Origin of the sequence: Phyllobacterium myrsinacearum (genome assembly GCF_014138285.1) — a bacterium.
Lineage (GTDB): Bacteria > Pseudomonadota > Alphaproteobacteria > Rhizobiales > Rhizobiaceae > Phyllobacterium > Phyllobacterium myrsinacearum_A.
In genome coordinates, this window is the sequence record NZ_JACGXN010000010.1 from 115886 (window position 1) to 137338 (window position 21453).

At 54.9% G+C, this 21453-nt stretch carries 18 protein-coding genes and 1 pseudogene; 10 read left to right on the forward strand and 9 right to left on the reverse strand.

Annotation, left to right across the window (positions count from 1 at the left end; translation table 11 throughout):
• Positions 1-59: 59 nt before the first annotated feature.
• Genes FHW16_RS22810 through FHW16_RS22835 form a run of 6 tightly spaced genes read right to left on the reverse strand, consistent with a single transcriptional unit; the run spans position 60 to position 6833 of the window.
• Complete coding sequence (locus tag FHW16_RS22810) at positions 60-1430, reverse strand: serine hydrolase domain-containing protein (protein WP_348643927.1); 1371 nt, start codon at positions 1428-1430, stop codon at positions 60-62.
• A 56-nt stretch (positions 1431-1486) separates the two neighbouring features.
• Complete coding sequence (locus FHW16_RS22815; protein WP_182551581.1) at positions 1487-2494, reverse strand: ABC transporter ATP-binding protein; 1008 nt, start codon at positions 2492-2494, stop codon at positions 1487-1489.
• Positions 2491-3444 (reverse strand): ABC transporter ATP-binding protein, encoded by a 954-nt coding sequence (locus FHW16_RS22820; RefSeq protein WP_182551582.1) that lies wholly within the window; start codon positions 3442-3444, stop codon positions 2491-2493. Before FHW16_RS22820 ends, FHW16_RS22815 begins: the two co-directional genes overlap by 4 nt.
• Positions 3445-3446: 2 nt before the next feature.
• On the reverse strand, positions 3447-4298 hold the full coding sequence (locus FHW16_RS22825) for an ABC transporter permease (RefSeq protein WP_182551583.1): 852 nt from the start codon (positions 4296-4298) through the stop codon (positions 3447-3449).
• Positions 4295-5221 carry an ABC transporter permease gene (locus tag FHW16_RS22830; RefSeq protein ID WP_182551584.1) on the reverse strand — a complete coding sequence of 309 codons (927 nt, stop codon included), beginning with the start codon at positions 5219-5221 and terminating at the stop codon, positions 4295-4297. The genes FHW16_RS22825 and FHW16_RS22830 overlap by 4 nt, the downstream gene beginning before the upstream one ends.
• 22 nt (positions 5222-5243) lie before the next feature.
• Complete coding sequence (locus FHW16_RS22835) at positions 5244-6833, reverse strand: ABC transporter substrate-binding protein (RefSeq protein ID WP_182551585.1); 1590 nt, start codon at positions 6831-6833, stop codon at positions 5244-5246.
• Positions 6834-7124: 291 nt separating this feature from the next.
• Between FHW16_RS22835 and FHW16_RS22840 the strand changes: the two genes are divergently transcribed.
• Entirely contained in the window at positions 7125-7982 is an 858-nt protein-coding gene (locus FHW16_RS22840; RefSeq protein ID WP_182551586.1) for a MurR/RpiR family transcriptional regulator, read from the forward strand.
• Between the two features lie 13 nt (positions 7983-7995).
• Here FHW16_RS22840 and FHW16_RS22845 read toward each other — a convergent pair whose 3' ends face one another.
• Together FHW16_RS22845 and FHW16_RS22850 are read right to left on the reverse strand one after the other, a co-directional pair.
• Positions 7996-9261 carry an amino acid deaminase gene (locus FHW16_RS22845; RefSeq protein ID WP_182551587.1) on the reverse strand — a complete coding sequence of 422 codons (1266 nt, stop codon included), beginning with the start codon at positions 9259-9261 and terminating at the stop codon, positions 7996-7998.
• Between the two features lie 20 nt (positions 9262-9281).
• Positions 9282-10433 (reverse strand): NAD(P)/FAD-dependent oxidoreductase, encoded by a 1152-nt coding sequence (locus FHW16_RS22850; protein WP_182551588.1) that lies wholly within the window; start codon positions 10431-10433, stop codon positions 9282-9284.
• Positions 10434-10559: 126 nt separating this feature from the next.
• On the opposite strand from FHW16_RS22850, the gene FHW16_RS22855 reads away from it, so the two are divergent.
• From FHW16_RS22855 to FHW16_RS22880, 6 genes are all read left to right on the forward strand, one after another.
• Positions 10560-11234: a helix-turn-helix domain-containing protein gene (locus tag FHW16_RS22855; protein WP_182551589.1), complete on the forward strand. Its 675-nt coding sequence runs from the start codon at positions 10560-10562 to the stop codon at positions 11232-11234.
• Between the two features lie 96 nt (positions 11235-11330).
• Positions 11331-12872, forward strand: coding sequence for an ABC transporter substrate-binding protein (locus FHW16_RS22860; RefSeq protein ID WP_182551590.1), 1542 nt, complete (start codon positions 11331-11333; stop codon positions 12870-12872).
• Positions 12873-13041: 169 nt separating this feature from the next.
• Entirely contained in the window at positions 13042-14058 is a 1017-nt protein-coding gene (locus tag FHW16_RS22865; protein WP_182551591.1) for an ABC transporter permease, read from the forward strand.
• The gene (ddpC, locus tag FHW16_RS22870; protein ID WP_182551592.1) at positions 14058-14954 is read left to right on the forward strand and encodes a D,D-dipeptide ABC transporter permease; all 897 of its coding nucleotides are present in this window, start codon (positions 14058-14060) and stop codon (positions 14952-14954) included. Before FHW16_RS22865 ends, ddpC begins: the two co-directional genes overlap by 1 nt.
• Complete coding sequence (locus FHW16_RS22875) at positions 14951-15961, forward strand: ABC transporter ATP-binding protein (protein ID WP_182551593.1); 1011 nt, start codon at positions 14951-14953, stop codon at positions 15959-15961. Before ddpC ends, FHW16_RS22875 begins: the two co-directional genes overlap by 4 nt.
• Before the next feature lie 2 nt (positions 15962-15963).
• Complete coding sequence (locus FHW16_RS22880) at positions 15964-17004, forward strand: ABC transporter ATP-binding protein (protein ID WP_182551594.1); 1041 nt, start codon at positions 15964-15966, stop codon at positions 17002-17004.
• A gap of 19 nt (positions 17005-17023) precedes the next feature.
• On the opposite strand, the gene FHW16_RS22885 is transcribed toward FHW16_RS22880, so the two are convergent.
• Positions 17024-18487, reverse strand: coding sequence for a M81 family metallopeptidase (locus FHW16_RS22885; RefSeq protein ID WP_182551595.1), 1464 nt, complete (start codon positions 18485-18487; stop codon positions 17024-17026).
• 107 nt (positions 18488-18594) lie between these two features.
• Between FHW16_RS22885 and FHW16_RS22890 the strand changes: the two genes are divergently transcribed.
• The 3 genes and pseudogenes from FHW16_RS22890 to FHW16_RS22900 form a co-directional block, all read left to right on the forward strand.
• On the forward strand, positions 18595-19419 hold the full coding sequence (locus tag FHW16_RS22890; protein WP_182551596.1) for a M55 family metallopeptidase: 825 nt from the start codon (positions 18595-18597) through the stop codon (positions 19417-19419).
• Between the two features lie 52 nt (positions 19420-19471).
• A complete protein-coding gene (locus FHW16_RS22895; protein WP_182551597.1) occupies positions 19472-20263 on the forward strand; it encodes a creatininase family protein in 792 nt (263 codons plus the stop codon).
• Between the two features lie 65 nt (positions 20264-20328).
• Positions 20329-21357 (forward strand): annotated as a pseudogene (locus FHW16_RS22900) (ABC transporter substrate-binding protein); the annotation flags it as partial.
• Positions 21358-21453 lie beyond the last annotated feature (96 nt).

Consider the following 21453-nt stretch of genomic DNA (forward strand, 5'->3'; position numbering starts at 1 on the left):
AATGAGTTGAGAAATTATTGGAATGGTCAGTCGACTGGCGAATGAACGCCCTGTGCCAATTATGTTCTGCTGAAGCGCATTTCACTGACCTTTCCATCGGCACTGCGCCGAACCAACCAATGCATGTGATAGGCGTACTCTGTCGGCAGGCTGTAATGACGGACGCTCTCGCCATGCTCGCGGCCATTTTCTATCAGTTGAAGCGAACTGTTGGTGCAGTTCACCCCGCCGCTTGCGATAAGCTGTTCAAACCAGCCATTGCCGGACCAGGAATCCCAGGCTTCCGCAGTGAACGCCTCGCGTGCGGGATGGCCTGTCAGTATGGCGCGCAGCAGGATGCGGTCATTGATGGTTGCCGCCTGATTGGTATCCTCGACAGGCGCGTAGGGCGCCAGGGCCGGATCGACAAAACCTGCGATAGCCTGGGCTATATGCGCTACACGGGCCTCCTGAAGGTTTGCCAGAACCGCCACGGAAACGCCTTGTGCCGGAAAGCGGGTAATTTCAGCCCGGAATCCATCCCACGTACCGCCATGCCTGATCTTGTGGTGACCGCGAATTTCCGCATTTTCCCACCCGAGGGAATAGTTGTTGAAGGCAGGTTGACCATTCTTCAAACGGCTTGGTTCGAACATGACCGACAAGAGCTCAGGAGCAAGTACGCGTGCTGACTCAAGTTCGATCAACCAATGGGCAATGTCCCGTGGTGAGAAATAGAGGCCACCGTCGGCCGTGCGAAGAAGGGTTGGAGCGGTCCAGTGTCTGCTGGTCAGATGGCCGGTTTCAATGCTGTGGCCGGCCGCGCGGTTTGGAACGATATCGAACCAGGTGGCCTCGCGTGCGGTGGCCATGCCGATGGGCTTGAACACACGTTCCTTCAATAACTCGTAGTAGGGCTGGCCAGTGAGGCGTTCAATGATGATCCCAGCCAGAACATAGCCGATATTGCTGTATTGATAACTTTCGCCTGGCTGAAATAAGAGGGGTGACAGTGCCGCCAGCGCAATCAGCTGATCGTTGCTATGATCCTGCCACACATTGATCGGGACAACGCCGTCATGAATGGGGGCTGGCGCGAAGACCTCCTCGAAATTACCCAGGCCACTCGTCATCGAAAGCATTTGGCGAATGGTGATGCCGGACCAGATGGCGGGCCCTTCGGGAATATAACGTGTGAGCGGATGGTCGAGGTCAATGCGACCATCCTGCGACAAAAGCAAAATTCCGGTTGCGGTAAACATCTTGGCGGTGGACCCGGACTGGAAAATGGTATCGGGCGTAACGGCAACATTGTGTTCGATATTCGACAAGCCATAGCCCGCAAGGTGCACGATCTGCCCCTGTTGGACGACAGCAACACCAAGGCCAGGGATCTGCTGGCGGTCGATTTCTGAAACAAGGTAGTCATTCAACGCAGTAGCGAAACTCACAGCACTTTCCTCCCTAAAATTATCAACAGTTCGTGTTTTCTGATGTCGTCCCATGGTTACGGAACGGCACTCTCGTGTGTGTTTACCTGCTGCAAGACCTCGGACTTCATCTCGTTCATCAACGGATGATGGCAAGCTGTCTGGTGATGATCCGAAATTGTCTCAAGCGCTGGCAGGTTTGTGCGGCAAAGATCGGAGACCCGGGGGCAACGGGTGGCGAAAGCGCAGCCCGGCGGCGGATTGTAGCCGCTGGGTATTTCACCGGAGAGCCGCGTAATCGTGCGACGCTGACGGGGGTCCGGTTCAAAGGTACTGTCGAGCAGGGCCCGCGTGTACGGATGTGTCGGCACCGCGTCATTGGGCATGATCTCGACGATGCGGCCGAGATACATAACGAGGATCTTGTCGCAAAAGTAACGCACAAGGCCCAGATCATGCGAGATAAACAGATAGGTCAGGCCAAGGGACTCGCGCAGGCGGTTGAGCAGTGCAATGATTTGTGCCTGTACCGAGACATCAAGCGACGCCGTGGGTTCATCAAGGACGACCAGAGAGGGATTGAGTGCGAGGGCGCGTGCGATGCCGACGCGCTGCTTCTGCCCACCCGACAATTGATGGGGGTAACTGTGGGTTAATGCCGGGCTCAAGCCCACCATCTCAAGAAGCGAGGCCACCGTTGCATCTGCGGATTTGAGTTTTACCCCTTGAACCTTAAACGGCTCCAGAAGTGCATCCCGCACACGGTAGCGGGGATCGATAGCGGAATAGGGATCCTGAAATACAAGTTGCATACGTTGCCGCAAGCGGCGCAAGTCTCCCCGTGACAGTGTTGCCATGTCCAGGCCATCGAATTCAACTGCCCCTTTGCTTGGTTGGATCAATCTTAAAACCAGACGTGCCAACGTGGACTTGCCACAGCCGGATTCACCCACAACGCCAAGAATTTGGCCGCGCGCAAGCGAGAAGGAAACGTCGCTCACGGCGTGGAAGACCTGGCGTTTCTGAAACAAGCCCGTATTCGTGAAGTGCCGACTGAGGTGATCAACAATAAGAAGGTCGCTCATGCCGCATCCGCCCTAAGACAGGCCACACCGTGATCGCCGGCGCTGACGCGAAGGCCCGGAATTTCCGTGTGGCAGATATCCGCAACGCGCGGACAACGGGGGTTGAAGCGGCAGCCGGCGGGTTGATTTGCCACATTGGGAACCATGCCGGGAATAGGTTGCATGCTGCCGCGTGTCATGTCCCGGCGGGGGATGCATCGGATCAACGCCTGGGTATAAGGATGGCGGGGATCTTCGAAGATTGCATTGACCTGTGCCCGTTCAATGACACGGCCACAATACATCACCGCAACCCGATCGCAGGTCTGGGCCACAACGCCCATATCATGGGTAATGAGGATCATGGCCAATCCCCTGCGCTTTACCAGCTCGACAAGAATTTGAACAATCTGTGCCTGAACGGTTACATCAAGTGCAGTGGTTGGCTCGTCCGCGACCAGAAGTTCCGGATCACCGGCCAAGGCCATGGCAATCACAATCCGTTGTTTCATGCCGCCGGAGAGTTGATGCGGATACAGGTCGTAGACTCTGGCTGGATCGGGAATCCGAAGATCAGCCATCAGTTCCAGGCTTCGTGCACGTGCGGCACGGCGATCAAGTCCCAGGTGCAGGCGTGCTGCCTGATCAATCTGCGGCCCAACCCGCATCATCCCATCAAGTGATGTCATCGGATTTTGAGTGATGAGCGCGATACGTCCGCCGCGCAACCGGCGCAGCTTGGCCTCGGGCAGTCCCGCAAGTTCGATGCCGTCAAAACAAATGCGGCCGGCTACGATCCGTCCACCGATGCGCGACAGAAGTCCCATGATCGCGATTGCGGTCAATGATTTGCCTGAGCCGGATTCGCCGACAATGCCGAGGATCTCACCCCGGTCAATGCTGAAGGCAACATCGTCGACGGGAGAAAATGCTCCAAATCCGACCTCTAAGCCTTCCACTGTTAGAAGCATGATCAGGCCTCCCTGAGTTTTGTACGGATGTCCAGCGCGGTGATAATCGCGTCGCCGAACAGGTTGAGGAAGATGACCGTCAGAGCCACGGCGAGACCGGGGAGCAGGATCACCCAGGGAGCGATGAAAAGCTGAGCTGTACCGGAACTCATCATTGCTCCCCAACTGGGTGTGGGCGGTTGAGCTCCCAGACCAAAGAAACCCAAAGTTGCTTCGAGGATAATGGCATCGCCCGTGGCCAGCATGGCAGCCACCAACACCGGCGCCAGTGCGTTGGGCAAGAGATGGGCGAACAGGATATGTGTATGGCCCGCGCCCAGGTTGACGGTCGCCTCGACAAACGTCTCGCCTTTCAACACCATGACCTGTGTGCGCGTTAGCCGTGTGAACTGTGCCAGGTAGGCGATGGCGATAGCGAGCACGACGCCCTGTAGTCCGGGCCCGATAATGGCAACGAGCATCAGCGCGATCAGTATTTCCGGAAAGGACCATGTTAGGTCGACACCAATCATGACGACACGGTCAAATGCTCCGCCGAAATAGCCGCAGGCGGCCCCCAGAATGAGGCCCGAAAGCACGGAAACACCAATTGCGGTAACACTGACAGAAAGCGACGTGCGGGCGCCGGTAATCATTCGCGACAGCACATCGCGCCCGAATTCATCAGTACCCATGAGATGGGTAAGTGACGGCGGCTGGTTCATGATGGTCAGATCCTGCTGGTCGTAGGGGTAGGGCGACAACCAGGGAGCGAAGAGCGCTCCGCCGATCAGGAACAGCAGGTAGAGCCCGGCGATGCTGCCTTTGACGGATGCGATCGCTTTGAGCATCGGCATTGCGCGCACAGCTCTCATGGCCGTTCCTCGCGCTGGCGCGGATCCATGGCAGCTTGAACGATATCGCCGATAAGAGTGCCGAGAATAACGGCCATGGCAAGCATCAGGAGACAGGCCTGCACCAATGGATAATCACGCTGGTTCAGGCCTCGAATGAGCAGGGATCCCAAACCTGGCCGGGCAAAAACATATTCAATGGTGACTGTTCCGCCGAGAATCCAGCCAATCCGCAGAGCGAGAATTGTGACGACAGGCACCAGGGCATGGCGCAGTACGTGGCGCAACTGGATAACCAGCGGCGACAACCCCTTGGCATGCAGCAGCATCACGAAGTCCTGCCTTGCCGTCTCGATCATGGCAATGCGGGTCACCCTTGCCACCAGCGCGATACCGCCAACGCCCGTGGCGATGACCGGGAGGATCAGTGATGTCCAGCCCCTGGCGCCGGAGATCGGCACCCAGCCAAGCCATACGGCGAAAACCAGAATGAGCAGTAAGCCGAGCCAAAAGCTCGGTACGGTAGAGCCAAGCAATATGAGGCCGCTGATACCATCATCAAGGCGCGTTCCATGAAAACTCGCGGCAAGAACGCCGGCCGTGATACCAGTGAGTGCGGAGAAGAGCAGCGCTGCTCCACCCAATTGCAGGCTATACGGCAGGTTCCGGGCGATGAGTGCACCAACCGGACGGCCTTGAATGATCGAGGTGCCAAGATCGCCGGTCATGAGCCGACTCATCCATACGAAATACTGCTCGGCGAGGCTCCGGTCGAGGCCGTATTTTGCGGCAATCTGTACCCGTTGTGCCGACGATGATCCAGCGCGCATGAGGTTGTCGATGGGGTTGCCCGGAACAAGGTGAATAATGAGGAAGACAACCAGGGAGACCACAAAGAAGACGGGCACCAGCAAAACAAGCCGCTTTATGATGAACAGAAACATATCATGTCCTCGCCAGGCATCGCTATTGCACGGTTTTCATGTCGACAATGGTCGGCTGACCAAACTGCGGACCGCGAATTCTCTCGGGGACTTCAAGCAAGTCTTTGTTATAGGCGGTGTTTTGCGCCGGTTCGTGAAGTGGTGCGAACGCGTACTGGCTCAACAGGTATTCCTGATACTTTTTGAAGTTTGCCACGCGCTCATCCCAGTTTTTTGATTGGAGCATGGCAATGTCGTGCAATTCTTCTGACTTTGCGTCGTTCCACATTGCTGAATTTGGAAAGGGGATGTTCTTGGCGCTGTAAAACCAGTCGAGGATATCGGCATTGTTCCAGTCGTAATGGCTCACAACAAGTTCATGTTCCCCCTTGCGGAGCTGATCACGCAAGGTCGTGTTGTCAAAGGTCACGATCTCGGTTTCCATGCCCAGTACCTTGAGTTGGGCCTGAACGATTTCAGCAGTGCGCCGGAATTCCGTTTCGGATCTCGTCCAGAGTTTGATGCGCAGGCGTTTGTTGTCTTTTGTCCGCACACCGTCGCTGCCATTTATCCAGCCAGTCTGGTCGAGCAATTTTTTGGCCTTGTCCAGATCATGGTGAATTTCGAATTGGGGATCGACTTTCGACTCCGCCAATGAACTGATGAGGAACTGATGCGCTTCCCGGCCGGCACCGCTGTAAACACTTTTCAGAACAGCGCTTTGGTCAATGGCTAAAGCTGTTGCCTGACGCATCGTGGCATCAGCAAAAGCGCCGGACTGGCTGTTGAAGTTGAGATAAGTAACGCCGATGCCCGGCAGGTTGCGAAACCCGACTTGCTTTTCCTTTTGCAATTGCGGCAGGAACTCGTCGGGTACACTGGAGAGCATACCGACACCGCCAGTCTTCAATTCCAGAAAAGCTGTCGATGAGTCGGGAATTTCCCGCAGTGTCAATCGTTTGATGTGTGGTGCTGCCCGGTTTTCAGAAAGATCGGTGCCCCAGGCGTAATCTTCATTGGCCACAAGCACGGTCTCCTGGCCCACAACGAAGCTCTCCAGCTTGTAGGGCCCGGTCCCAATTGCTTCGGTCACCCCATAGCTGTCGCCTGATGCCTCATAGGATTTCGGAGAGGGGATTCCCATGAACTGCTGCGCCAGATTGAAGATGAGATTTGGCTCTGGCCGTTTCATGACAAAGCGTACCGTATAGTCATCAACGATCTCGACGCGGTCGATCGCGGCGGTCATGTACTCGTTCGGACTGCCTTTGTATTTGCCGATCCACCAGGCAACGGCTGCGGCGTTAAACGGTTCACTATCGTGGAATGTTACGCCTTGGCGCAGTTTGAAGGTCCAGCTCATGCCATCGGCGCCCGTTTCCCAGGATTCGGCAAGATGCGGGTGATAGGATTGGTCGTCGTCCTGTTCGACGAGGCGGTCATAAATCAAGTTTGATGCGAGGCTGAGCAAAGTGGCGCGGATTGGATCCTGGTTCGGTGCTCCGGCTTCCGAACTGCTCAATACAATGACAGCCTCAGAGTCCGCGGCCCGCGCTGGCAGGCCTGAAGTCAGGACCAGACCGAGACCCAGGGTGACGACGGATGTTGATGCAAGGAATTCACGCCGGTTCATGTTTATTTCCCCTTTTATTGTTTTTTCTTTCCAGGGCTGCCGCATTGGCTACGATCGCGCAGCATGGAAAGGGATTCACTGGTGAAATCGGTTCAGACGTCGGCTGTTCGTGACAAGCCGTTTGCTTCTTGTGGTGATACGTGTGGCTGGCGCGGAAATGCGTCGCGGCACCCATTCTTCGCCATGCCTCCCAACATGGTGAAACAAAGCTAGAATGAAAGAAAACAAACGTCAATTGCTATAATGTTAGAAAGCTGTCAATTTATGAAGCAGGATGCCAAGGGGAAAGAAATGACTGAATCCGTTCGAGCAAGGCTGAGCGATAGCCTTGTGACTGCCACCAACGCGGAAAAGGCAATCGCCAACTATATGTTGGCAAATCTGAACGGTTTGCCGTTTGAGACATCAGCAACACTGGCCGCCAAGGTCGGTGTCAGTGAACCTACAGTTGGACGGTTTTGTCGCTCGCTGGGTTATGCGCGCTTCAAGGATCTGAAGGCAGATCTCAGGGACAATATCGGGGACCGGCCATGGTTGGTTGGTGATCGCCTCAAGGAATTTCGCGAGCGCAATCTTGAAGGGGATATGCTCGCGCGCAGTCTGGATCTCGAAATCGCGGCATTGGTGCGGATCTACGAAATTGCCCACACGAAGGAGTGGAAACGCGCCGTAAAGCGTCTGGCCACGATGCCAAAGGTATTTGCGGCCGGCTTCCAGACAGAGCGCGGCATGGCCCAGTATTTTGCCAACCAGCTGCAATATCTTCGTCCGGACGTATCTTTGGCGGATGTCGCAGGCGGCAATTTCCATGAAATTCTGATGGCACCACCAAAATCGGCCTGTCTTGTCCTTTTTGAAGCGCGTCGCTATTCGCAGCTGGCATTATCGTTGGCGCGCGAGGCACGAAAGGCAAAAATCCCAATTACTCTCATCACGGACGCCTTCTGTGATTGGGGTCACGATTTGGCCGATGAAATGTTCGTCGTTCCGACGGAGTTCGATATGTTCTGGGAATCCACAGCACAGATGGCCAGTCTCGGTAATCTTCTCCTGAACAGTATTTTCAACGAACTGGGCGTTTCCGTTGAAAAGCGAATGAACAACGTCTCGGAACTTCACGGCAGATTCACGGGGTATGTGGGTGAGTGATTGCTGGTTGCATTCAAAAGAATGTTTTGAACACGTCCTGCACGTTATAGTCCTCATCCACGAGGTAAATGATTTCCCATTTGTCGAACGTGGTGCAGGGATGTGAAATCCCGAGGCCAATACGGTCTCCGTATGCGAGATTCAAACTTGGATCAAACCGCATGAAACTATGCTGGTCATTGATGTCGACGATCGTGCACTCCGGCGGAAGATCATGCGGACGGTTCCCCCCGGAAGCGGCCATCAGCAACGGTACGGGCAAACCTGCATCGGTTCCGCAATCGCGACGTCCGGCAGTCAGCAGGGCAAGCCCAGGTTCCGGGATCGACTGTACATAGGTCCAGATTTCAAGCGCACGCCTCAGGCCATCCTGTTCGCCGGTCGCAGATTTCAAACGGTCGTGATGGGCGTGGTAAATACCTGAATCATGGGTAACGTAGCAGCCGCTGCGCGTCACCACGCGCAGACCAGTCTTGGACAGATATTCAAGGACTATGTCATAATACGATGAGCCGCCGGCAGAGATGATAGGATTATCCGTCTCAAACAGGTTCTGATGCTGGAACGACTGCGCAAGGACCCCAATCTCTGTGACAAATGCTGCAACCGCCTCCTCCTGAGTACCCGTTTCGGCTTTGATCAACCCTTCGAAGGCTTCAATCCCTATCAGACGGACTTCGGAAGTGGACCGGATCTGGATGGCCAGTGCGGTCGCCAGTTCATTGGTCCGGCAACCGGTACGCCCGCCCGTGTAGCCGCGTTCGAGAAGCAGCTGCACAGGACGCTGCAAATGATTGCGGCGGGCGGCTTCCGCGACAGCCGCAATCCCTTCGGCACTATCAACGATCATCATGAAATCGAGTTCAGGCGACTTGACCATCGCGATAATAGCATCAAGCTCTGCAGCCCCGACGGCCTGATTGGCAAGAATGATTCTTTCCGCGCCGAAGCTGCGGCAGACGCGCATCTGGTGAACAGTCGCAACGGTCAATCCCCATGCGCCATCTGCAATCTGGCGGGCAATAATCTGCGGGCACATGGTGGTTTTGACGTGAGGAGCGATCAGCGCGCCTCGCTCGGCGACAAACCGCTTCATCCAGCGGGAGTTGTGCCCAAGAGCATCCGAGCGGATGATTGCAGCAGGCAGGGGGATATCGCCGTTCAGCACATTCCAGTGTTTGTGGCCAACCTCAGCCAACGCCATGCGCTGTCCAAATGGAAAGCTCTTGATGGTGTCGTCCAGCACCAACGATGCAAGGGCATCCGTGTTGAAAGGCATGGGTTCGTCCTTTTGATAATCTAGATGTCAGACTTGTCTGATACGGGCGATGTGGGTTGAATGCGAGATGGCGAAACAGCGCTGACATCAAAACCTTCATCGAGGATTGTGCCGGGTACGGCCTCACCACGCGCCAGCGCTGCGGCTACCTTTGCAAGAGCGGGTGCTGTCTGGATTCCATAACCGCCCTGACCGGCAAGCCAGAAAAAATTTGGCAGGTGCGGATCATAGCCTACTACAGGACTTCTATCTGCTGCAAAGGTGCGCAGACCGGCCCAATGTCTGGATATACTTCTGACCGGCAAATTGGCTGCCTGTTGAATACGATCAATGGCGATTGCCAGATCTATTTCCTCCGCCTGCGCATCGCAGGGTAGGCTGGGCGTTTCGTCAGCGGGAGAAGCCAGCAGCTTGCCTGCTTCCGGTTTGAAATAGAACTCTTCATCAATATCAAGCACGAGAGGCCAGGAAGACACGTCCACAGCTTCAGGGGCATCCAGTATCATCGCTGTCCGGCGAAGAGGAGTGAGGCCAACAGCGGAGGCTCCTGCGGCAATTGCCAAGCTATCGGCCCAGGCGCCCGCCGCGTTGATCACGGTTGCACATTGAAAGGTTGCTGTGCTTGTTGTGATGTTCCAACCCGCGGAGTTTCGCGTCAGCTCCAGAACTTCTTCTGACGTGGCAATCCGGGCTCCCCTTGAACGGGCGCCTCGTAGGTAACCTTGGTGCAAGGCATGGACATCTATGTCCATGGAACTTTCGTCCAGTAAAGCGCAGGCAACATAATCTGGCCGCATGATTGATACGCGTGCGCATACAGCACCAACGTCCAGGACGTGAGGCCTCTTCCCCCCGCTCCCGAGTATGTCTGACATTGCTGCAACACTGTCCATCTGATCGTCCCTGGCAATGAACATGACATCGCGCGGGTTTAGAAGCGGGTTCTGTGTAAAGTTCTCGGGCGGGGCTTCATACGTGCCGCGGCTGGCGCGCGAGAGGGCGCGGATTGTGGCATTGCCATAATTCTCGGAAAAAAGCGCTGCGGACCGTCCAGTGGTGTGATAACCACAATGCGCTTCACGCTCGATCAGGAGCACGGATGAACGCGCTGCCAACTCGTAAGCGACTGAAGCTCCCGCTATACCACCGCCAATAACCGCAAAATCAAACATGATCACTCCTAAATTTAGCGTATAAGAAACATAATTTTCTTATTGATCAAGTAAATTTTCCTTATCGCGCCGATCTGTGCGCTGTAGTACCGTTAATTCGAAAAATTGCAGGATGATAAAATTATAATGACTGATCAGAAAACAGGATTGGGCGATTTTCTCCGGGACATTCGCATCCGCAAACATTGGACCTTGCTGGAAGTCAGTGAGATGACCGGATTGGCAGTATCGACGCTTTCCAAGGTTGAAAACAATCAGATGTCCCTGACCTATGATCGTCTGGTGCAGTTGGCAGCGGGTTTGGGTGTCGACATTGTCGAGCTTTTCGGTACGCGGTCAGCCGACTCCGCGCCAAGTTTTTTGGGGAGAAGGGCGATAAGTCGGCAGGGTGAAGGGCGGCTCATTCAAACCGGCAACTATGACTATCTCTATCTGTGCACAGAGATTTCCAAGAAATCCATGGTGCCTATTCTTGCTGTTCTGCATGCCCGGTCGATGGAGGAGTTTGGTGAGTTCGTTCATCACGATGGTCAAGAATACACCTACGTCGTCGAGGGTGTGCTGGAACTGCATACGGAACATTATGAGCCGGCAACCCTGAAGGCCGGAGACTCCGTCTACTTCGATGCTTCCATGGGGCATGCATATCTCTCGGTCAGCGATACGCCAGCCAGAATTCTTTGTGTATGCTCGACCTCCGAAAAGGAACTCATCAATTCACTGGTTGGTGCTGATGGAGAGGTTTCCAATTTGAAAAAGAAGACAAAGAGTATGCGTAAAACAAGTACGATAAGAAAATAAGTTGCGCTTAGGAAAATCATTACCTATTCTGATTTTGCGGATTAATTGCCGGAAACAAGGCGCCGTTCGTATCCGCCGAACCTCAGAGGGTATAAAATGGTTTTCTCAAATTGGAAGAAAGTAGGGCTTGCCCTGTTGCTTGCCGCGTCAGTCAGCGGCAGCGCGATGGCTGCGACTGATGTTCTGGTTCTTGCACGAGCCGAGGATCCACCCACGGCAGATCCGGGTGTGGAGATCAGCAACAGTGGCTATACCCTCATCTATGCAGCGTATGAACATCTGGTCGCCTATAAAGGCGCGACGACGGAAATCGAGCCTGAACTTGCTGAAAGCTGGTCAGTCGATGACAACAACCTTGTATGGACGGTCAAACTCGCTGCCGGACATAAATTTGACGATGGTTCTCCGGTTGATGCTGCCGCGGTCAAGTTCAGTTTTGATCGCCTGCTCAAACTGAAAGCCGGACCGTCAGATTCATTTCCTGTCCTTCAGGAAGTTCAGGTCGTCGATCCCATGACGGTGAAGTTTGTCCTGTCGGCGCCCTTCGCGCCATTTTTGTCGACTTTGGCTGTGTCAGGCGCAGCCATTGTCAATCCAAAGGTCATGGAGCACGAGGTTAACGGCGACATGGCCAAGGCTTGGCTCGCCGAACATACGGCAGGCAGCGGCGCGTACAAAATTACAACCTGGGAGCGTAACCAGAGTATCGTGCTTGATCGCAATCCTCATTTTCCCGGGCCGGCACCGTCATTGCGGCAGGTCATAATCCGGGTCATGGGAGAGGTGTCCGCCCGTCGCCTTCAACTCGTCAATGGTGATGCGGATATCATCGAACAGGTGCCTGTCGATCAGGCTGAGGCTCTGAAGAAAGAGCCTGCAATTGTCGTCGAAAGCAATCCCAGTCTCTATGTGAGTTATGTTTATCTGAATAACAAGCGACCGCCATTGGATGATGTTCGCGTACGGCAGGCCATTTCCTATGCTGTTGATTACAAAGGCATTGTCGATGGTATCATGCAAGGGCAAGCGGAACAGATGCGCGGTGCTGTGCCTGACGGAATGTGGGGCCATGATCCGTCCGGATTCCAGTACACTTACGATGTTGAAAAAGCCAAATCGCTTCTGAAAGACGCAGGCCAGTCGAATATCCATCTCACCTATACGTTTTCGCAAGCGGATACATCATGGGAACCTGTTGGCCTTGCCCTGCAAGCCAGTCTGGCTGAGATAGGCATCAAGCTGGATTTGCAGGCCGTTGCCGATACCACAAAGCGCGAAATGGCGGCCAAAGGCAATTACGACCTTGCGCCCGGCGCCTGGACCCCTGACTTCGCCGACCCATACATGTTCATGAATTATTGGTTTGATCCGGCAAGAATGGGCGGGCCGGGCAATCGTGCATTTTATGAGAATGCAAAGGTAACAAATTTGGTTCGTGAAGCTGCCAGCACTGTTGATCAGCCCAAACGGGAGAAGCTCTATCTGGAAGCGCAGGCGCTATCCACTCAGGATGCACCCTATCTCTACCTCATTCAAAAGAATGATATTTTCGCCAGACGCGCTGCTGTCGAAGGGTATGTTTATAACCCGATGCTGATCCAGGTCTATAACTTTGCAACAATGTCGAAGAAGGATTGATCCGCGCTGGGGCATTCCCGATCGGGCTGATGTCCGGGCGTCTTGTAGCTCCAGCCGGTACGTTGGCCGGCCGGAGCTGCTGTCCAATTCCGTTCCAACAGGACGGATGTGGAATGCGCACATTCGGATGATGTGAAGAAAAATCTGCACGAAATGAGGACTGATGTTTATGACAATCGCCCGAATTATCGTTCCGCGTTTTATACTCTTGTTCTTCGTCGTCTTCGGCGTTGCCATCATTACATTCACTATTTCACATCTGATACCGGGGGATCCGGCCCGCATGATTGCCGGTGATCGTGCAAGTGCAGAAACCTTGGAGAATGTGCGGCGTGACCTCGGCCTTGACAGGCCAGTGACGGATCAGTTCGTTATCTATGTGCGGGATCTGGTGCATGGAGATCTTGGAACGTCGTTGCGGACACGCAGGCCGGTGGCCACCGATATTGCCACATTTCTGCCGGCTACACTGGAGCTTGGATTTATTTCACTCGTGCTGGCAGTCCTCATCGGTGTGCCGCTCGGGGTTTTTTCAGCCATCTACAAAGATGGACCGATCGATCAGATCGCCCGCACGATCTCTGTATGCGGGATTTCAATGCCGGTGTTCTGGTTCGGCATGGTCGTTATCCTGTTGTTCTACGCCAAGCTTCAGATCCTGCCGGGCAGTGGTCGGCTTGCCATGGAATTTGCCTCGCCTCAGCGGGTAACAGGGTTTTTCCTGATCGACACTCTGCTTGAAGGCAGGTTTGACGCCTTCCTGAGCGCCGTTCGTCATCTCATCCTGCCGACCTTTGTTCTGGCATTCGCCAATCTTGGAGTCATTACCCGGCAAATCCGCGCTTCGATGCTGGATGTCCTGCAGGAGGATTATATACGAACCGCACGCGCCAGCGGTCTGAAACGCAGAGCCATCATCTTCAACCATGCGCTGCGCAATGCGCTTATACCATCTATCACGCTGCTTGGGCTGGCGATGGGTGATCTCTTGTATGGAGCAGTGCTCACTGAGACCATATTCGCGTGGCCGGGCATGGGCACTTACGTTGTCACCTCGATACAAACACTCGATTTCCCCGCCATCATGGGGTTCACCGTGGTGGCCTCGATTGGTTACGTCCTCATCAACCTCTTGATTGACCTGGCTTACATGCTCGCTGATCCGCAGATTCGGGAGGTTGGATAATGACGATGACAGTTCCTGGAGAACGGTCCCTTACCGCCCTTGCGATGCTTCGTTCACGCTTGCACTTTCTGTGGTACCTGACGCGGCGCAGCCCTTTGACGGTGGTCGGCTTCCTGATCATATTGCTCGTCATCATAATGGTGATCGGCGCGCCCCTCATCGCTCCTTACGACCCAAACAAGGTTATGCTTTCGTCACGGCTGTTGCCGCCAAGTTCCATTCACTGGTTCGGTACGGATGAAGTTGGCAGAGATCTGTTTTCGCGTGTTGTCTATGGCTCGCGTGCGTCCTGCGGTGCTGCCTTCATGATCGTATTCATTTCGATGAGTGTGGGTGTTTTTCTTGGCTGTCTGTCCGGAGTGGTCGGCGGCATGTTTGATAGCGCGATGATGCGCACGATGGATGTTGTTCTCGCTCTGCCCGCGCTCGTCCTTGCCATGGCGTTGGCTGCAGCTCTGGGTCCAAGTCTGTTCAACTCGATGCTTGCGGTCGCTATTGTGCGCATACCTGCCTATGTGAGACTGTCCCGTGGTCAGACACTCTCATTGCGGGAGCGCATCTTCGTAAAGGCATCGCGTACGTTCGGTGCGTCCAATCTTTATATCCTGCGCTGGCATTTGCTGCCGAACGCTCTTTCGCCGCTGATCGTTCAGGCGACGCTTGATCTTGGTGGCATTGTCCTCATAGCGGCCGCGCTAAGTTTCATCGGTCTCGGCGCTCAGCCACCCACGGCGGAATGGGGTGCTCTGGTCAGCAGCGGTCGAAGTTTCATTCTCGACCAGTGGTGGTACGGCACGTTTCCGGGTCTCGCCATTCTCGTGACTGCCATGGGATGCAATCTTCTGGGCGACGGTATTCGTGACATGCTGGATCCACGATTGGGGCCAAGCGAATGACAGATATCGGAATGAAGCCTCACGCGTTGAGCATTGAAAATCTTTCGCTGGAATTTCCGACCTATGATGGTGCTGTCAAAGCACTCGATGGCGTGACAATTCAGGTCGGCAATGCGGAAATAGTCGGCCTTGTGGGTGAGTCAGGGTGCGGCAAGTCGGTAACCACCATGGCTGCAACGCGCCTTCTGCCGGAAGGCCGCTATAAGATTACGCAAGGCACTATCAGGCTCTTCGGGCGCGATCCGACAGTGATGAGCGACGAGGACCTGCAACAGGTTCGCGGTAAGTTGGTGTCGACGATTTTTCAGGAGCCGATGAATGCACTCAATCCTACCATTCGCATCGGCAAGCAACTCGTCGGAGTCATACGGCGTCATGAAGCGATCAGCAGGGCAGCTGCTGAAACCGTTGCGGCAAATATCCTGTCGGATATGCTGATACCGGAGCCTTCACGCATCATGCAGGCATACCCTTTCGAGCTTTCAGGAGGGATGCGTCAGCGCGTGCTTATCGCCATGGCCTTCTCATGCAACCCCGGCTTGATCATTGCCGATGAGCCGACAACAGCGCTCGACGTTACGGTTCAGGCGGCAATCCTGCGGCTTATCCAGGGCAGGGCACGTCGGACCGGTACGTCGGTGGTTTTCATTTCCCACAATATCGCCGTGGTGTCCCAGATATGCGACCGGCTTTACATCATGTATGCGGGCCGTATCGTCGAGTCTGGGCCAACCCGTGCCGTGCTTGATAGTCCCCAGCATCCTTATACCCGCGCACTTTTGCGGTGTCTGCCGGAGCGCGTGCAACCCAAGGCGCAACTGGAATCCATTCCGGGTACGGTTCCAAATCTTCTTGATCCGCCTGCAGGGTGTTTCTACCGCCCCCGCTGTCTTGAAGCGGATGAGCGATGTCATGCAAAACCCCAGTCTACGACGCTGACGGGTGGACAGGTAGTTGCCTGCTGGCAGCGTTCGAAATCTCAAACCCATGTATCGAATGAGGCTTAGCCATGGACGCAACCCCTCTTCTCAGCGTGGAGAATCTTGCAGTTCGCTTTCCGGGCGCAAGAAACTGGTTTGGCCGGGTCACATCCGAGGTGCACGCCGTCAATAATGTTGATCTGGTTGTATTGCCCGGAGAAAGTCTTGGTATCGTTGGTGAATCCGGTTGCGGGAAAAGTACGCTAGTACAAGCGGTGATAGGTCTCGTTGCCCCCACGAGCGGTCGAGTGGTGGTCGAGGGGCATGATTTTGCGGCAACAAGCGGCCGGCAAAAGACGCAGATCCGCCAGAAGATGCAGATCGTCTTTCAGGATCCTCAGTCATCGCTTGATCCGAGGCTGCCGGTCTGGCGTCTGATCACAGAACCATTGCACATAAGGGGCGGGATGTCGGCTGCGGCCCTGCGGACACGTGCGCGGGAGCTTGCGGTTTCCGTCGGTCTCAGGAGCGAACATCTTGATCGTCTGGCGCATGAGTTTTCAGGCGGGCAGCGGCAGCGCATCGCCATCGCACGCGCTCTCAGCACCGACCCGGAGCTTCTCATCCTTGACGAACCGACCTCCGCGCTCGATGTATCCGTCCAAGCCCAGATCATAAACCTGCTGCTTAAACTCCAGCGTGAACTGGGGCTCTCCTACCTGTTCATCTCGCACGATGTTTCACTGGTCCGCCACTTCTGCGATCGCGTTGCGGTGATGTATCTCGGTCAGATCGTTGAAACAGGACCGTCATCAGCGGTGTTCGATCATCCGGCACATCCGTATACCCAGACCCTGCTTGCCAGTGTTCCCAGCCTTCAGAATTCGCTTCAGGAAATAGATGCCAGTCTGACTGGTGAGCTTCCCAACAATCGCCGCCTGCCCACAGGCTGCTATTATCGTGAACGTTGCCTGGTCTCTTCTGCCGGATGTGAAAAGCTGCAAGACCTTGCGACGGTGGCCAGCATTGGGCATGACGTCAAAACGCCAAATGAGGCGGGAATATCCGATCACATGGTGCGCTGCCACGTCGGCGTGACGGCGGCACTCAGGCTTGAACATCTGGCCTGAGCGCTCCGCCAATTTTCTGCTAGACCGGTGCCCCGGCAAAGGGGTTTTTTACTTTCGGCCAGTACGAACTCTTCAGTTTTGTGTAAGGCACATTCTCAAAGTGCGGCTGCAACGCGCCCGGAGCCGAAATGTAGAGGATCTTGCTGGCTATGGGTTCAAAGCCGGCGCGAAAGTGATTGCTCGATTTCACGATCACTATCTTTCGCTGTGCCGGATCAAGGCCAAGTCCAGTCATGCATTCGGGATGAAATGTCTGGGTGCGCAAACTGTTGAGAACGATATCCACGCCGTTAACGCTAACCCATGCGGCGTCGCCGATCGAAAGGGGAACGATACCAAAGCGCTGGGTTATCCCGGAGGCGAGTTTGCGTACGGTGACCGTGAGATCGATTGGTTGACCAGACGCGGGCCCGATTTTACCACCAATCCTTAATGGCAGGACAGCGCCTTCACCAGCTTCATGACAGAGCCTGACAGCGATGGGGTCCCAATACAGGCATGTTGCAACGTCTTTTATGCCCCGTTCGATTACGCGTCTGAGTACGAATGTTGAATCGCCGGGTGCGCCACCGCCGGCATTGTCCGACACGTCGGCAAGAACAACCGTGCCAGATGTATCCAATGCCTCGTCGAGCGCTTCATCGATGCTGCTGTGGCTGGGTTTCAGTCTATCGCGCAGGGCAAATATTTCCTGCCCAAAAGACGCAGCAAGCTGTTGAGCCTTGTTGATATCGCGGTCGGCAATCACCAGCATTCTTGCACCGACATCGGCAACGTCTCCCCATGGAAATCCGTGGCAAAACGAAACAGACAGTATGCCGTTCTGTCCCTCCAACGCCTTCATCCGATCCACCAGGCCCCGGAGAGGCTGTTCATGCACCCTGAATGTACCGATCATACGGCAATCAAATTCTGCCATCACAGGCTGGCACTTCCCTTCCAGTATCTGGACGAGGAGCTGGAAGATATGGTCCGCACGTTCCTCGATGTCGGTGTGCGGATACTCCTTGTAGGCAACCAGCATAGTGGCATTGTCGAGCATCGTTTTTGTCAGATGGCAATGCAGGTCGAGTTCAGCGCCGACCGGAATATCGGGTCCGACGATCTTGCGCACGTGGGATAACAGGTCGCCTTCCACATCGTCGTAACCGTCCGCAACACAGGCCCCGTGCAGTGCCAGCAGTACGCCATCCACCGGCATGGCTGCACGAAGATCGTTGAGAATCTCGTCGCGAAAAGCTTCATATGTTGCCCGGGTCGTTGTTCCACCCGGTTCCGCCACAGCGCAAAGGCTTTCGACGACGTTCCAGCCGCGGGCACTTGCCGCGTTTGTCCAGACATGCAGCTGGGACGAGCAACAGTTGAGTGGTTTGGAGGTTGCGTCGCCATGAGCAATCAGGTTCTCCCTGAATGCCTCATAACCCGTGGGAATTGGTGAAAACGTATTTGTCTCCGTATCCAGACCTGCAATGAACAACTTCACGAAAACCTCCGAAACTTGGGAAACGTAATTTTCCTATAGATAAATTATGTTTATTGTACGAAAGTCAATCTCGTATTAGTTCTGAGGTTTGAAACGGGGAGGAAAACATGCGCCTTTACATTTCTGCTGACATTGAAGGCATCGTCGGTGTCGTTAGCCGGGACCATCTCACGCCCGAAGGCTTCGAGTACGAACGCGCGAGGGACTGGATGACTGATACGGTCGTTGCTGCTTGCGAATCTGCCCACGAGAACGGTGTGGAAGAAATCGTGCTCAGTGACTCCCATGGCAATGGCCAGAGTCTCAAGATCGAGCAATTACCCGATTATGTCCAGATTGTCCGCAGCTGGCCGCGCCCGTTGATGATGATGCAGGGCATTGAAGTTGGAACGTTCGCAGGGGCCATGCTGATCGGTTACCACGCAGGCGCGAGCCATATGGGTGGGGTTCTCTCGCACACCATAGGCGGCACAGCATTCCATGAAATTCGCATCAACGGCAAAGTCGTCCCGGAAGCCGGTATCAATGCGGCGGTTGCCGGTGACTTTGGAGTTCCCGTCATTCTGGCATCCGGAGATGATGTCGCAATGGAGGAGATCAGGGAGAACCTTGGCGACATCGTCACGGTGCCGGTGAAATGGGCTTACGGTACGCGTTCGGCCCGCTCGCTCACACCAGCAGTTGCGCATGAAAAGGTGCGGTCAGGCGTAAAAACGGCGATCTCCCGCATTGGCTCGATGCGTCCGCTCATCGTGGAAAAGCCGGTTCTGGAAATTACTTTCCGCAATCGCCTTCCCGCTGAGTATCTGTCCTATCTCAAATTTGTCGAGCGCACGGATGGTTATACCATTCGGTATCAGGGAGACGACATGACCGATATTTCCAAATTCATCATGTTTGTGCTGGGCTTCAATTCCCAACTGGCATTCTAACAGCCGAGAGTCGGTTCCGGCTCTTTATCCGTTTTCGAGGAGCATTTGATCAATGACATCTGAAGTTGAGTGGGCACGGTTGACCGCCCCGGAATTGAAAGTGCGGGCAGGGCAATCCAATTCCGTTGTCATATTGCCGGTAGGATCGCTCGAGCAGCATGGGCCGCATCTGCCAGTGATTACGGATACGGCCAGCGCCTTCGCCGTATCCGTGCAGGCGGCCAAAAGCCTGGCGGGAGACACTACCGTAACGGTGCTTCCCGGCCTCTGGCTCGGCATGAGCGAACATCATCTGCCGTTCGGCGGAACCGTCAGTCTGGATTATTCCGCCTATCGGGGTGTGCTGCAAGGCATCGTCCGGTCCCTGAAGGTTCTCGGGTTTCAGAGGCTGCTCATTGTCAACGGGCATGGAGGCAACATTGATCCCTTGGCCGTTGCTGTCCGGGAACTCGCTGTGGAGTATAAAATGCCGATCGTTGCCACCACCCCATGGATGCTCGCTCCAGAAAAACTGGCCGCGATTTTCGAGGTCGATGCAGGTCCCACGCATGCGTGTGAAGGCGAATCGTCTGTCATGCTGGCCATTGCAGGTGATGTCGTGCGGGTGGAGAAGTTTGCCGAAGCCGCAGAAAAGCATGATGGTGCAGTGTCGGTACCTTCAGGAATATCGCGGTTCTACGCGTTTCCGGAACGGGCGCCTGTCACCGGTACCATGGGGGATCCCCGATCAGCCACAGCAGAAAAAGGCGAACGATTTCTCAAGGTGCAGGCCGACGAACTTGTTGCGCTCATCCGTTCCGAGAAAATCTGGACTAAGCCGCAAGGTGTGTGGGGAGAGTGGTAAGCCCCATGTGATTGATACCCGGTGGCGATCAGTGCCGGTCATAAAAACAAAGAGGAGAACATCAAATGCTTTTCGGCAACGTCCGGCACTCCGTCACATTCGCCGGTGCAGCTTTATCCGTACTTTTGGGTTCGGCACTCATATCGCCGGTCCACGCAAAAACCCTCGTCTACTGCTCCGAGACTTCGCCGGAAGGATTTGATCCGGCGCTTTATTCGACCAACAGCACATGGGATGCATCATCAAAACCGGTTTACAATCGTCTTGTGGAGTTTCGAAACGGCACCACGACCGTTGTGCCCGGTTTGGCCGAAAGCTGGACGATATCGGAAGATCAGCTCACCTATACGTTCAAACTTCGAAGCAATGTAAAATTCCACACGACGGAGTACTTTACACCAAGCCGGAATTTGAACGCCGACGACGTGGTGTTCTCATTAAAACGTCAGCTCGACAAGGATGATCCGTGGCATGATTATATCCCGGGGGTGACCTGGGAAATGTCGAGTGGAATGGGTCTTACGGAACTCATCAAGGACATAAGCAAGGTCGACGATTCAACTGTTAGGATCGTCCTGACGGCACCCAGCGCGCCCATTCTCGCGGATCTGGCCATGGATTTCGCGTCCATCGTTTCAAAGGAGTATGCGGATCATTTGCGCGCAGAGTCCAAGATGGCTCAGCTTAATGAACAGCCCATTGGCACGGGACCGTTCCAGTTTGTGAATTACCAGCAGGATGCGGCGATACGATACACGGCAAATCCTGAGTACTGGGGTGGAAAACAGAAGATTGATGATCTCATCTTTTCCATAACGTTGGATCAGACAACGCGTTTGCAAAAGCTCCGGGCAGGCGAATGCCAGATTGCATCCTATCCGGCTCCCGCGGATGTCGAGATGTTGAAGGCTGACAAAGATTTAACTGTGCTCGAAGAGCCGGGATTGAATGTCGCCTATCTCGCCTACAACACGCTTGTTCCGCCTTTCGACAAGGTCGAAGTTCGTCAGGCCCTCAACATGGCTATCAACAAGAAGGCGATTGTCGACGCCATCTTCCAGGGTATGGGACAGGTTGCAAAAAATCCGCTGCCGCGTATGCGACGTCCACGCCCCATAGATTTTTCGGTTGATCTACGGGCCGTCAAATGAGCTCACCGAAGAGTATCTGACGAGCTCATTGTGAGGCTC